The organism is Oscillibacter sp. (assembly GCF_032018205.1).
Classification (GTDB): domain Bacteria; phylum Bacillota; class Clostridia; order Oscillospirales; family Oscillospiraceae; genus Oscillibacter.
In genome coordinates, this window is record NZ_DALZOY010000001.1 from 235,661 (window position 1) to 248,798 (window position 13,138).

14 protein-coding genes are annotated in these 13,138 nt (G+C 60.0%); 7 read left to right on the forward strand and 7 right to left on the reverse strand.

Annotated features, from left to right (window positions below; all coding sequences use genetic code 11):
* Nucleotides 1–3: 3 nt before the first annotated feature.
* The 6 genes from aroC to RTU96_RS01085 form a co-directional block, all read right to left on the reverse strand.
* Nucleotides 4–1,083, reverse strand: coding sequence for a chorismate synthase (gene aroC / locus RTU96_RS01060; RefSeq protein WP_312634446.1), 1,080 nt, complete (start codon nt 1,081–1,083; stop codon nt 4–6).
* Nucleotides 1,073–2,296: a 3-phosphoshikimate 1-carboxyvinyltransferase gene (locus RTU96_RS01065; RefSeq protein WP_312634447.1), complete on the reverse strand. Its 1,224-nt coding sequence runs from the start codon at nt 2,294–2,296 to the stop codon at nt 1,073–1,075. Before RTU96_RS01065 ends, aroC begins: the two co-directional genes overlap by 11 nt.
* Before the next feature lies 1 nt (nt 2,297).
* Nucleotides 2,298–3,371: a 3-dehydroquinate synthase gene (gene aroB / locus RTU96_RS01070; RefSeq protein WP_312634449.1), complete on the reverse strand. Its 1,074-nt coding sequence runs from the start codon at nt 3,369–3,371 to the stop codon at nt 2,298–2,300.
* Between the two features lie 92 nt (nt 3,372–3,463).
* Entirely contained in the window at nt 3,464–4,300 is an 837-nt protein-coding gene (locus tag RTU96_RS01075; RefSeq protein ID WP_312634451.1) for a prephenate dehydrogenase/arogenate dehydrogenase family protein, read from the reverse strand.
* Nucleotides 4,301–4,305: 5 nt separating this feature from the next.
* Nucleotides 4,306–5,319 carry a 3-deoxy-7-phosphoheptulonate synthase gene (aroF, locus tag RTU96_RS01080; RefSeq protein WP_312634453.1) on the reverse strand — a complete coding sequence of 338 codons (1,014 nt, stop codon included), beginning with the start codon at nt 5,317–5,319 and terminating at the stop codon, nt 4,306–4,308.
* Between the two features lie 312 nt (nt 5,320–5,631).
* A complete protein-coding gene (locus RTU96_RS01085; protein ID WP_312634454.1) occupies nt 5,632–6,228 on the reverse strand; it encodes a zinc dependent phospholipase C family protein in 597 nt (198 codons plus the stop codon).
* A gap of 288 nt (nt 6,229–6,516) precedes the next feature.
* On the opposite strand from RTU96_RS01085, the gene RTU96_RS01090 reads away from it, so the two are divergent.
* The 7 genes from RTU96_RS01090 to RTU96_RS01120 all read left to right on the forward strand — a co-directional run bounded on the left by RTU96_RS01090 (nt 6,517) and on the right by RTU96_RS01120 (nt 12,006).
* Nucleotides 6,517–6,879 (forward strand): CidA/LrgA family protein, encoded by a 363-nt coding sequence (locus tag RTU96_RS01090; RefSeq protein ID WP_293009923.1) that lies wholly within the window; start codon nt 6,517–6,519, stop codon nt 6,877–6,879.
* Nucleotides 6,876–7,565: an LrgB family protein gene (locus RTU96_RS01095; protein ID WP_312634455.1), complete on the forward strand. Its 690-nt coding sequence runs from the start codon at nt 6,876–6,878 to the stop codon at nt 7,563–7,565. Before RTU96_RS01090 ends, RTU96_RS01095 begins: the two co-directional genes overlap by 4 nt.
* A gap of 66 nt (nt 7,566–7,631) precedes the next feature.
* Nucleotides 7,632–9,107 (forward strand): 4-alpha-glucanotransferase, encoded by a 1,476-nt coding sequence (gene malQ, locus RTU96_RS01100; RefSeq protein ID WP_312634457.1) that lies wholly within the window; start codon nt 7,632–7,634, stop codon nt 9,105–9,107.
* Between the two features lie 226 nt (nt 9,108–9,333).
* Nucleotides 9,334–9,600: a TM1266 family iron-only hydrogenase system putative regulator gene (locus RTU96_RS01105; RefSeq protein ID WP_312634460.1), complete on the forward strand. Its 267-nt coding sequence runs from the start codon at nt 9,334–9,336 to the stop codon at nt 9,598–9,600.
* A 12-nt stretch (nt 9,601–9,612) separates the two neighbouring features.
* Nucleotides 9,613–10,635, forward strand: coding sequence for an MqnA/MqnD/SBP family protein (locus tag RTU96_RS01110; RefSeq protein ID WP_312634462.1), 1,023 nt, complete (start codon nt 9,613–9,615; stop codon nt 10,633–10,635).
* A 121-nt stretch (nt 10,636–10,756) separates the two neighbouring features.
* Entirely contained in the window at nt 10,757–11,437 is a 681-nt protein-coding gene (locus RTU96_RS01115; protein ID WP_312634548.1) for an ABC transporter permease subunit, read from the forward strand.
* Nucleotides 11,434–12,006, forward strand: a complete 573-nt coding sequence (locus RTU96_RS01120) for an ABC transporter ATP-binding protein (RefSeq protein WP_312634463.1) — start codon at nt 11,434–11,436, stop codon at nt 12,004–12,006. Before RTU96_RS01115 ends, RTU96_RS01120 begins: the two co-directional genes overlap by 4 nt.
* Nucleotides 12,007–12,152: 146 nt before the next feature.
* Here RTU96_RS01120 and argF read toward each other — a convergent pair whose 3' ends face one another.
* Complete coding sequence (gene argF / locus RTU96_RS01125; protein WP_312634464.1) at nt 12,153–13,136, reverse strand: ornithine carbamoyltransferase; 984 nt, start codon at nt 13,134–13,136, stop codon at nt 12,153–12,155.
* Nucleotides 13,137–13,138: the final 2 nt, after the last annotated feature.

Genomic DNA, 13,138 nt, shown 5'->3' on the forward strand with positions numbered 1-13,138 from the left:
TTATCAATTTTGCTCTAAAAGAATGTCCAGCAGCACCGTGGCCACGGCGGCCTCCACCACCGGGACGGCACGGTGGGCCACGCAGGGATCGTGTCGCCCTGATATTACCAGTTCCGTTTCCTCCATCCGGACAAGATCCACCGTCTGCTGCGGTTTTAAAATGGAGGGGGTGGGCTTGAATGCCGCCCGCAGTGTCAAAGGCATCCCGTTGGTGATGCCGCCTAAAATCCCGCCAGCGCGGTTGCGGGTGGTTTCTACCCGCCCGTCATGGATACAAAAGGGGTCGTTGTTCACGCTGCCCCGGAGAGCGGACGCTTCAAATCCAGCGCCGAATTCCACGCCTTTCACGGCGGGAATGCCGAACAGCACCGCCGCAAGGCGGCTTTCCATCCCGTCAAACATCGGCTCGCCCAGTCCGGCAGGCAGGCCCACGGCGGCGCATTCCACCACGCCGCCAACGGAATCCCCCTCCTGTGCAGCGGTCATAATGGCCCCCTGCATCCTCGCCCCCCGTGCGTCGTCCAGCACGGGGAAGGGCTTGGCGGCAATTTCTTCAAACAGGGCCGGAGCGGGCAAAAGCGGGAAGGAAACGTCCGTTTCCCCCTCTACGGAGAGAAGGTGCGCCCCCACATAGATGCCACGCCGGGCCAAAATCTGCTTTGCAATGCCGCCCACGATGCACAACGGCGCGGTGAGACGACCCGAAAAGTGGCCCCCGCCCCGCATATCCGCCTGACCGGCCCATTTGACCCACGCGGTATAGTCCGCGTGGCCGGGGCGGGGCGTATTCGCAAGAGCGGCATAGTCCGAGGAGTGCTGATCCCGATTCTGAATCACCGCGCAAAGAGGAGAACCGCAGGTCACGCCGTCCTGAAGGCCCGAGAGAAATTCGGGCGCATCCGTCTCCTGCCGGGAGGTGGAAAGGGCGTTTTGCCCGGGCCGTCTCCGGGCCAGAAAGAGGGCAAGCTCCTCCAGGTCCACCCGCTCTCCGGCGGGAAGACCGTCTGCCACCACGCCGATGGCCTTGCCGTGGGACTGACCGAAGATGCTCACATGCAGGCGGTTTCCAAATTCAGACGACATGTGCGTCACCTCCCAAAGCCAAATAATCCTCGAAAAACGAAGGGTAGGATTTGTTTACCGCCTCGGCCCCCAGAATCGTGACAGGACCGGCGCAGCGTGTGGCGGCGATGGCTGCCGCCATGACGATGCGATGATCGCCTGCCCCGTCCACCGTGCCGCCGGAAAGGCGGGAAACGCCGCAAATCGTGAGACTGTCCGCCCCTTCCTCGGCGCTGCCCCCGAGGGAGCGGAGCATGGCGGCGGTGGTTTTCAGCCGGTCGCTCTCTTTCAGGCGGAGCCGGGCGGCGTTGGTAAACCGGCAGGTTCCCTGCCGTGCCGCCGCCATCACTGCCAGCGGCGGAACCAGATCGGGACAGCCGGACACGTCGATCTCCACATCGCCGGGCTGGGAAAGCTGAGCGGCGTGTTCCGCTGCCACCCGGTCCCCCTGAGAGGATTTTGGATCCAGCCCCTCAAGCCGAAGGGAACTGCCCAAGACGTTTGCGGCATACCAGAAAGCGGCCTGAGACCAGTCGGCCTTCACCGTAGCGTTAAATGAGTGAAACCGTCCGGAAGAGACCGTCCAGCGCCGCTGGGCGGGCTGGCTGAGTACGCGGATTCCGGCGGCCCGCAGGGCCTCCACGGTCATGGCAATGTAATCGACGGATTCCGGCTTTGTAGAGGAAACAATCACGCTGTCCTCCCCCAGAAGAGGAAGGGCAAACAAAAGCCCTGTAAAAAACTGGCTGGACACGTCGCCCGGAAGGCTGTATTCCCCGCTTTTCAAGGTTCCCCGCACCGTCAGCACGCCATTTTCCATAGAGTGTGCAATGCCTTTTTCGTCAAACAGGTCAAAATACGGCGCTTGGGGCCGCTCCATCAGCCGCCCTCTGCCGGTAAACGCGCCGCTCCCGGCTATGGCAAGCGCAAGAGGTATGAAAAAGCGGAGGGTGGAGCCGGATTCCCCGCAGTCAAATCGGGGCGTCTTGTCAGTGGGGACAATCGGGCCGCAGCCGTGAATACGGAGAGAGGAAGGCCCCGCCTGTTCCCATGAGCAGCCCAAAGCTTCCACGCAGCGGAGGGTGGCCTCGATATCCTGCGACAGAGCCACGTTGTGAATGATGCTGGTGCCCTCCGCCAAAGCGGCGGAAATCAGCAGACGGTGAGCCATAGACTTGCTGGGCGGCGGCGTAACCGCGCCGCGAAGAAGGGTGGGATTGATTTGCATATCCATTTCAGCGGTCCTCCCATCCGGCGGCGAAAACGGACTCCAGCTCCTCCACGGGAACGGACTTCATTTCACATTTTCCAATTTTCTTAGGAATCACCAAGGAAATCTGCCCGCCCCGGCGCTTTTTATCAGCAAGCGCGGCCTGGGCCAGCGCGGCGGGGGAATAGTCTGTCCCGGTGGGTAGATTGTTCCGCCGCAGCGCGGTGCAAATGCGCGCCGCGCAGGGCTCTTCCGCCCAGCCGAGGGCTTCGGAGGCCCGGGCGATGATGGCAAGACCCGCCGCCACGGCGTGACCGTGGCGAATGCCGTATGCGCTGCACGCTTCAATGGCGTGCCCGGCGGTGTGGCCCAGATTCAGCGTCCGGCGCACACCGTTGTCCAACTCGTCCTGCTCCACCACGGTGGACTTGAAGGCCACGCAGCGGGTAATAATTTCCTTCAGATTGCGGGAAAGATCGTCCGTGTCCGTCAGGGCGAACAGTGCTTCGCCGGAGAGCACGCCGGTTTTAATTGCCTCCGCTGCCCCATCCGCCAGCTCGCTGGGGGAGAGGGTTTGCAGGCAATCGGTGTCGCACACCACAGCGGAGGGCTGAAGAAACAGCCCCGCCAGATTTTTCCCGTGGCGCAGGTCCACGGCGGTTTTGCCTCCCACGGAGGAATCCACCGCCGAAAGCAGCGTGGTGGGGAGCTGAATAAATTTCACGCCCCGAAGATAGCACCCGGCGGCAAAGCCCGCCATGTCACCGCACACGCCGCCACCAAGAGCTACCACGCAGTCGCTGCGGGTGAGCTGTTCCCCCGCCAGAAATTCAAGAATTTCGGAAAGGGTGGAGAGGTTTTTGTGCTCCTCCCCGGCGGGGAAAACGTGGGCGCAGACGGAAAAGCCTGCCGCCCGAAGGCTTTCCTCCACCCGGGCAAGGTAGAGCTTTGCCACTGTGCTGTCTGTGACAATGGCGACGCGGTAGGGGGACAGCACTCCTGCCGCCAGCTCGCCGCATTGGGTCAAAAGTCCCGGGCCGATAGACACGGTGTATTTTGGTTTGGTGTTCACCAAAATGGTTTGGATAGTGGATTCCATAGCGTCCTCCCGTGGATTGGGCGGTTCCTCACAAAAAGGGGCGGAGCCGCGCTGTTAGATTTTTCGGCAAGCCGAAGCGAGACCGGATAGGCTCAGTTTCCGCCGGCGGTGGCCTTCAGGTCGCGGCCCTCTCGGAGCAGGCGGAGCAGGTATTCCGTGTCCCGGCCTTTCAGCGCGTCCAGATATTCATTCAGATGTCCGATGAGAATATCCAGCTCCTCTGTGAGATAGTCGGCATTATCCATGAACAGCTCGGTCCACATGGCCTCATCCAGCCGGGCCACGCGGGTCATATCCCGAAAGCTGCCTGCGGAAAAGCCGCGGCGCTTCTGGGCTTCGGGAGACTTGACATAGGCGCTGGAGGCGACATGGGCAAGCTGGGAGGTATAGGCGATGATGCGGTCGTGCTCGTCAGGGTCGGAAAAGGTGAGGCTGGCAAAGCCCACGTCCAGAAAAAAGGATTTCAGCGTCTCCAAAAGCTGCATATCGGTCCGTTTGTCGGGGGTGAGAATCATGGAAGCCCCGTCGTACAGCCGGTCGGAAGAGTTTACAAAGCCGCCCCGCTCCAGTCCCGCCATGGGGTGACCCCCGATATAGGCAAAGCCGCATTTTTCCGCAAGGGGGGCGATTTTACGCACCACTGCCCGCTTCACGCCGCAAAGGTCCACCAGAATGGCGGATTTGGAGATGCGTTCTGCATGAGTTTCCACCCACCCAACCGCCGCAACTGGGCGGACGGCGGCCAGAAGCAAATCGCATTGAGGGATATTATCCTCGGTCAGTGCCCCGTCAATCGCGCCGCACAGACGGGCGAGGGTCATTGTCTCCGCGTCCGTGTCTATGCCCCAAACGGTGTGGGCCGTGCGGGCCTTGATGCTTTTGGCCATGGAGCCGCCCATCAGTCCCAGCCCGATGATTCCGACGTTCATAAGGCTCAGTCCTCCAGCTCTGCGCAGAAGGCGTGCATTTTGTGCAGCTTCCGGGCCAGCACGTCGAAGGTGTCCGGCTTGAGGGACTGGGCCCCGTCGCACAGCGCGTGGGCGGGATCGTTGTGCACCTCAATTAAAAGGCCATCCGCCCCGGTGGCCACCGCGCCCACGGCAAGGGTGGGCACCAGCCAGCTTTTGCCGGTGGCGTGGCTGGGGTCGATGATGATAGGGAGGTGAGAAAGCTTGCGCAGCACAGGGATACAGGCCAAATCCAGCGTGTTGCGGGTGTAAGTCTCAAAGGTGCGCACGCCCCGCTCGCAGAGAATCACGTTCTGGTTGCCGCTGGCCATGACATATTCGGCGCTCATCAGCCATTCCTCATAGGTGGCGGACATGCCGCGCTTGATCATAATGGGTTTGTCCAGCTTTCCAACCTCCTTGAGCAGGTTGAAGTTCTGCATGTTCCGTGCGCCGATCTGGATGACGTCCACATCCTCGAACAAGGGGATCTGGGAAATGTCCATCAGCTCGGAGACGATGGGCAGGCCCGTCTCCTGCCGGGCGGCCTTTAAAATCTCCAGACCGTCCGCGCCAAGGCCCTGGAAGGAATAGGGAGAGGTGCGGGGCTTGAATGCGCCGCCCCGAAGCATAGTGGCCCCGCTGGCCTTCACGGCCCGGGCGATGGCGATGACCTGCTCCTCGCTCTCCACAGAGCAGGGACCGGCCATAATGGTCAAAGTGCCGCCGCCAACTTGAGTATTGCCTACCTTTACCACGGTGTCCTCGGGATGGAATTTGCGGTTTGCGTTTTTGTAAGGTTCCTGCACGCGCTTTACATCCTCCACGATATCCAGCGCCGAGAGGAGATCAATGTCCAGTCGGGAGGTGTCGCCCACCAGACCCAGAATGGTGTGGGACTCGCCAAGGCTGGTGTGGATGGTGATGCCCTTATCCTGAAGCCAGCTAATGAGATTCTCCAGCTGCTCGCGGTTGGGATTGCTTTTCAGAATGACGATCATGATGGGTTCCTCCTTAAAATTGGTACAAAAAAGACCCGCAGCCGATTAGGCTGCGGGTCGTTTATGTACTGATATGGGTCCGACAATATCAGCCACACACACACTCGTTTTCAGCCCAACCAAAATAAGCCTTACCATAAAAGTAGGTAAAGCTAAAGTAGCGGTATTCGGCTGTGAGTGCACGTATAGACATTCATTGTCTCCTTGTTGTCATACTTTAAATTATTGAAAGCATACCACGCCCTTTGAAAAAAGAACAGAGGCAAAATGCCCAAATAATCAAAAAACATCCGATGGTATTTGGAAGATTGGCTAAATCCGGGCCGGAACAGGCTGGGGCAGGGCGCGCATTTCGGGAATAAGCTGGGGCGGAACGCTGCTCATTAAAAGCGCCGTGGCCTGCGTGATATAGCGCACGTCCCGGTTCAGGTCCGACTGCTGGTCCATATACTGCCGATGAAGCTCTTGCAGGCAGTCGTTCAGCTCGTGTCCGGCAGAGAAAGAGGCGTCAAGGCCCTCTTCGCTCAGATAAGCGCACAGATATTCCCGCAGTGCGTCTTCATACCGGTGATGTTCAAGAAGAGAGTCGGGATAATGCTCGTTGTGGGGATAGGTAAATGCGTCCGCCAGATAGTGGGTCAGCTTTCCCAGCGTGTAATACTGCCAGCAGGTCCAGCATTTTTCGCGGCGCTGAAGCCGGACGATCCGGCGGGCAATATACTGGTCGGAATTCGTATAATTATGTCCGCGCAGCTTGTAGCTGCGGATGGAGCCCTTAATATAGGAGAGGGGGTTGCAGTCCGGTTGAAAGGAGCCGAACAGAAAAGCAAGCTCAAAGCGCTTGCGCTGAAATCCGCTACGTGATTCCAAAAGAGTGGAGGCCAAAAGTTTGTGGCTGCGTTTTTGCAAAGAGCACCTCCGATCGGGGGTCTGCGGCAGTGCGCCGCACCCTCTGAAAAGTGTCTTTACTATATCACGGCAATTGCGGAAATTGCAAGTGTAAAATTATGAAAAACGTGTAAACAACAGGTGCACCGCGGCCTAATCTGTGTCAAAAGATACGAAGCGTCGGCCTGTGGCGACGGCTGGCTGTGCCGTTTGCCGAAAATGCAGCGGGGGGCAGGGTTTTGTTTGACTTTTTTGCGGGCACGGCTGTATGATAAATTCATTGCGATAAAGAACAGAGAGGACGAGACTATGAAGATTTTAAAGCAGGTGGGCATATTGTTCGGCCTGTGCTGGGCGGGTGCGCTGATCGAAAAGCTGCTTCCCATCACCTTTCCAGCCAGCGTGATCGCGCTGATACTGCTGCTGGCGCTGTTGCTGGTGGGGGTGGTGCGGGTGGACCATGTGCAGGAAAAGTCCGATTTTCTGCTGGGAAACCTGCCCTTCTTTTTTATTCCCGTGGCCACGGGCATCATGCAGTATACAGATGTGATTCTTGCGAACGGAGTGGCCTTTGTGGTGATCTGCGTGGTGAGCCTGGTTGCCACCTTTGCCGCCACTGTCTGGGCAGTGACGCTGACCATGAAGCTGATTGACAGGAGGAACGGGAAATGATGGAGTTGACCGCGTCTCCGTTTTTTGGCGTGACGCTGAGTATTCTTGCCTACTGGGTGGGCATGTCCATTCAGAAAAAGGTGAACAAGGCCTACTGCAACGGAATGCTGATTGCCGTGGCGCTGGTGATTCTCACGCTGACGGTGTTTCACATACCTTATGAAAATTACTATGTGGGCGGCAGCCTGATCAATCTGTTTCTGGGGCCTGCCACGGCCTGCCTGGCGGTTTCCATTTACACAAAAAAGGAGCTTTTGAAAACATATTGGCTGCCGGTTCTGGCGGGGTGCGCGGCCGGAGCAGTGACCTCGATTGTCTGTATCTACGGACTTTCCCGCCTGTTCGGGCTGAACCGGGAAATGGTGATGTCCCTGCTGCCCAAGTCCGTCACTATGCCCATTGCCGCTGCGGTGGCGGAGGGGAACGGGGGCCTTGTCCCTGTGGCTGCTGCTGCGGTGGTGTTTACCGGGATTCTGGGGAATCTGGTGGCGCCTCTGCTGATTCGCGTGTTCCGCGTGCGCAATCCAATGGCGGCGGGGCTGGGCATCGGCGCGTGCAGTCATGCCGTCGGCACTGCCAAGGCGCTGGAAATCGGCGAGACAGAGGGGGCCATGAGCGGCCTTGCTATCGGCCTTTGCGGGCTGATTACCTCTCTGTTGTCGCTGCTGTTTGGCCTGCTGCCCTGAAGCGGCGCGTCCGAAATGTTGCCCGCCGTAAAGCGGCGGATTTGAAGGGAAAGCGAGGAATGCTTTATGCCGCAGCGCACCGCAGGCATTTTGCTGCCGGTTTTTTCCCTGCCTTCTCCTTACGGCGTAGGTTCGCTGGGGGAGAGCGCCCGGGAATTTGTGCGGTTTCTCCACCGCGCGGGCCAGACTTGGTGGCAAATTTTGCCTGTGGGCCCGGCAGGGAGCGGAGACTCCCCCTATCAAAGCGCCTCTGCCCATGCGGGAAATCCGGCGTTTATTGATCTGGAGTTGCTCGCGGCAGAGGGGTTGCTGACGGCGGAGGAATTGTCCTCTGCGGCTCCGGGTGACGGGAAAGCGGTGGACTATCCCGCTGTGAATGCAGACCGCCGCCGTCTGCTGCGTCTGGCCTTCTCCCGGGACGGAGATAGGCGGGAACGCTTGGCAGAGTTTGCTGCCGGTCAGCCATGGCTCAAGGACTATGCGGTGTATCAGTCCGTGAAGGACGCGCTGGGGGGCCTTCCATGGTACGAATGGCCGGACGAGGGCCTGCGCCGCCACGAAGGGGCGGCCATAGCCCGCTGGCGGGAGATGCATCGGGAGGACTGCGACTATCAAATCTGGGTCCAGCGGGTGTTTTCGGAGCAGTGGAGCGCCCTGAAGTCCTTTGCAAATGGGCTGGGAGTGAAAATTCTTGGCGACCTTCCCATTTATGTGTCGCTGGACTCCGCCGACGTGTGGGCCGAGCGGGAGCAGTTTTTGCTGGACGAAGAGGGCTGCCCCGCGGCGGTGGCGGGGGTTCCGCCGGATTATTTTTCCGCCGAAGGCCAGCTTTGGGGCAATCCGCTGTACGATTGGGCCCGTATGCGCGCCGACGGCTTTGGCTGGTGGATTCGCCGGGTGGAGCGGGCGGGCGAGCTGTTTGACGCCATCCGCATTGACCACTTCCGGGCGCTGGCAAGCTATTGGGTGGTCCCTGCCGGGGCTGTCTCCGCTAAGGAAGGGCAGTGGGAGACGGGGCCGGGAATGGCTCTGGTGGGCGTTCTCACAAGCTGGTTTCCCAACCTTCGGTTTGTGGCAGAGGATTTGGGCCTTTTGACCCCGGATGTAGAAAGCCTGTTGGCGGAATCGGGCCTTCCGGGAATGCGGGTGCTGGAATTTGCCTTTTCCGGGCCGGATAACCGCTATCTTCCCCACAACTGCGTCCCCGGCTGCGTCCTCTACACTGGGACCCACGACAACGCGCCCCTCGCCGCATGGGAGCCTGCAAAAGAAGAGCTGGATTACGCCTGTCGTTATCTGGGTGTGGGGAACCGGGAGGGACTGCGCCGCAGGATTTTGCTGGCGGGGCAGACCAGCGTGGCGGGCACGTTTGTCGCCCAGATGCAGGATTATCTGGGCGATCCGGGCCGGGTCAACATCCCCGGAACGGGGACGGGGAACTGGCGCTGGCGGCTTGCCCCCGGCGCGGCTTCCGACGACCTTGCGGACGAGATTCGCCAAATGACTGAGGATGCGGGCCGATTCCCGTCCCACTCCGGTTGACGGGAGAGGAAAAGCGTGATATGCTGAGGCCGTGAACGGAAAGATACGCTCTGACTGTTCACCGGATAGAATCATCTGTTCATCTGAGCGGCAAGGATACGTTCCGAGCCGGAAGACGGAGGAAAACGCGCGCGGATTTCCGCGCGCCGTCGTCGTGCGTTCTCCCCTCCGTCTTTGGCGGAGGGGATTTTTTTGAAGGCGCACATATTGGAAAGGAGCTGGTTCTTTGGACAGCCGCGTGGCGGTGATCGCCATTTTGGTTCGGGACTCGGACTCTGTGGAGGCGCTGAACGGTCTGCTCCACGAATTTGGGGGGTATGTAGTGGGGCGCATGGGCGTACCCTATGCCAAACGGGGAGTAAACATCATCTCCGTGGCGGTGGATGCGCCACAAGCGGTCACGTCCGCCCTGACGGGGAAAATCGGGAGATTGAAGGGCGTTTCCGTCAAAACCGTATACGCACCGGCGGAGGAGCCGGGAAATATTGAATAAAGGAGCAAATCGATGAAACAAACAAAGCTTTTTGCACTCTTGATGTCTGCCGTGCTGGTGTTGGGACTGGCGGCCTGCGGAGAAAAGGGGGGAAACTCTGCCGGGTCCTCGAGTGCGGTGTCCTCTCAGGCGGCGGAGCCTGCCGCTTATTCCATTGCCGCGCTGAAAGGTCCCACTGCCATGGGTCTTGTGAAGCTGATGCACGACGCCGAGGGCGGCGAGGACCTTGCCAACGACTATACCTTTTCCCTGGCCGCGTCTCCCGACGAGGTGACCCCGAAGCTGATTCAGGGGGAACTGGACATGGCCTGCGTTCCGGCGAATCTGGCGGCTGTGCTGTATCAAAAGACCGAGGGAGAGATTGTGACCTTGGCGGTGAACACGCTGGGCGTGCTCTATATTGTGGAAAAAGGCAATGCGGTGCAGTCCCTCGGCGACCTTGCGGGCATGACCATCGTATCGGCAGGGAAAGGCGCAAGCCCGGAGCAGGCCCTGCGGTATTTGCTGGATAAAAATGGCGACAGCCTGGGCGGAAACGTGACTGTGGACTGGAAGTCCGAGCACAGCGAAAGCGTGGCGGCGCTGGCTTCCGGCGCGGCGACGGTGGCGCTGCTTCCTCAGCCCTTTGTCACCGTGGCCCAGACCAAGGTGGAAGGCTTGCGGGTGGCGCTGGACCTGAATAAGGAGTGGGACAAACTGGCGGATGACGGCAGCAGCCTAGTCACCGGCGTGATTGTTGCCCGTAAGGACGTGGTGGAGGAAAATCCGGGCGCTGTGGAGGCGTTTTTGAAGGAATACGCCGCGTCTGTTGACTGGGTGAACGGAAATGTTCCCGAGGCAGCGGAGCTGATCGGGTCCTACGGCATCGTGGATGCGGCTGTGGCGGAAAAGGCGCTGCCCGCTTGCAACATCGTGTGCATCACCGGGGACGAAATGAAGGAGAAGCTCTCCGGCTATCTTTCCGTGCTGTTTGAGCAGGACCCCCAGTCTGTGGGAGGAGCCTTGCCGGAAGATGTGTTCTACTTCGGCGCGTAAGCGCGGCGCGAAGACCGTCAGCCCTCTCCGGGGACATGGAGAAAAACCCGACCGCCCCTCGAAAAGGGGCGGTCGGGCTTGGGCCGTGGCTTTTTGGCTGGCGGTGTGGCAGGCGGGGGCCATGGCGCTGGGCCAGCGGCTGCTGCTGCCCACCCCGGCGGAGGTGCTGGTCTGCCTTGCCCGGTTGATGGTCGCGGTGAATTTTTGGCGCTCTGTGGGTTGGTCCGCCGCCCGGATTATGGGGGGATTTGTGCTGGCCTGCGGGCTGGGAACGCTTTTGGCGGGCCTGTCCGCCCGGTTTGGGTTTGTCCGGGCGCTGCTGTGGCCCGCAGTGGCGGCGGTAAAGGCAGTTCCGGTGGTGTCCTTTATCATTCTGGCGCTGGTGTGGCTACCTTCCCGGCAGCTATCGCTTTTGATCTCCGCGCTGATGGTGTTTCCCACGGTATACTTAAATGTGCTGGAGGGCGTGGACCGCACGGACACGGCGCTTCTTGAAATGGCATGGGTGTTTCGTGTCCCCGCATTTCGGAGACTGCGGGATATTTATTTACCGCAGGTTTTGCCGTGGTTTCGCTCTGCCTGCGCTCTGGGACTGGGGCTTTGCTGGAAGTCCGGCGTTGCGGCCGAGGTGATCGGCCTTGCCTCCGGGTCGGTGGGGGAGCGGTTGTACAACGCAAAAGTCTATTTTGAAACGCCGGAGCTGTTTGCATGGACCACCGTCATCGTGGCACTTTCCATGCTGTTTGAACGGCTGGTCCTCCGGCTTTTAGACAGGCTTGGCGCAAGGGAGGCGAAGGGATGACGGTGGAAATCCGGGACGTTTCCAAGTCCTATGGCGGCGTGAAGGTTCTTAAAAGCGTGAACCTGACACTCATGCCCGGCGTCACCTGCCTGTCGGCGCCCTCCGGCGCGGGGAAGACCACGCTGGTGCGGATTCTCCTTGGGTTGGAGCAGCCCGACGGCGGCTTTATCACGGGGCTTGAGATGGCACGCCTTGCCGCCGTGTTTCAGGAGGACCGGCTGCTTGACCGGCTGGACGCAGCGGGAAATCTCCGCTTTGTTCTAGGCAAAGGCTATGATGAAAAGCAGGCGGCGGCGCTGCTGGGCGAACTGGGGCTGGAGAATGTGGGCGGCAAGGCCGCCGGGGAGTATTCCGGCGGCATGAAGCGCCGGCTGGCGCTGGCCCGGGCGCTGAGTGTCCCTTTTGATTTTTTGGCGCTGGACGAACCCTTTACCGGGCTGGACGGCGAAAACCGCAAACGCGCCATCGCCTGTATCCGCCGCTGGACAGCGGGAAAGACGGTGCTGGTGGTGACGCACAATCCCGAGGATGCGGCAGGGCTGGAGGCGAGAACCGTGGGTCTGAAGTAATCCCACGGGAATTTTCAAAGCGGAATCCTCTGCCATAGGAGAGACGCGCACCTGTGGGGAGGAAAAGGACCATTGCCGGGAATACGGTTCCGCATAAAAAGCCGCCCCGCCGCATTTTGCGGCGGGGCGGCTTTTATCAATTGTGCTTATTTCATCAGGAGGTACATAACCGCCTTGATCGTGTGGAGACGGTTTTCTGCCTCGTCAAAGACGATGGACTGAGGAGATTCAAACACCTCGTCGGTGACCTCCATGTCGTCTCTGCCGAACTTTTCACCGATTTCCTTGCCGATTTTGGTCTTGTGGTCGTGATAGGCGGGCAGGCAGTGCATGAATTTGCACTGAGGGCCTGCGTTGTCCATCAGGGCCTGATTGACCTGATAGTTTTCCAGCTCCGAAATGCGCTGGGCCCACTTGGCCTCCGGCTCGCCCATGGACACCCACACGTCGGTGTAAATCACATCCGCGCCACGGGTGGCCTTCATGGGGTCGGCCTCCACCTCAATTACCGCGCCGGTTTCGGCGGCGATTTCCTTGGCCTTGTCCAGAAGCCACGCTTCGGGCAGATAGTCGTCCCGGGCGCAGAGCACCAGATGCATTCCCATTTTCGCGCAGCCGATCAGCATGGAGTTGCCCATGTTGTAGCCCGCGTCGCCGATGTACACAAGCTTCACCTTTTTAAGGTCCCCAAAATGCTCCTGAACCGTCAGAAAATCTGCCAGAATCTGGGTGGGATGGGCCTCGTTGGTCAGGCCGTTGAACACGGGGACCCCGGCGTACTTCGCCAGTTCCTCCACCAGCTCCTGCCCAAAACCGCGGTACTCAATGCCGTCGTACATCCGGCCCAGAACCCGGGCGGTGTCGGCAATGGATTCCTTGGCTCCGATCTGGGACCCGGAGGGGTCCAGATAGGTGGTGCCCATTCCCAAATCCCGGGCCGCCACTTCAAAGGCACAGCGGGTCCGAGTGGAGGTCTTCTCAAAAATCAAGGCGACGTTTTTTCCCTCCAGATAACGGTGGGGAACTCCGGCCTTTTTCTTGGCCTTCAAATCGGCGGCAGTGTCCAAAAACTCCTGAATCTCAGCGGGCGTAAAGTCCAGCAGCTTTAAAAAATGAGTGTGTCCTTTCACGG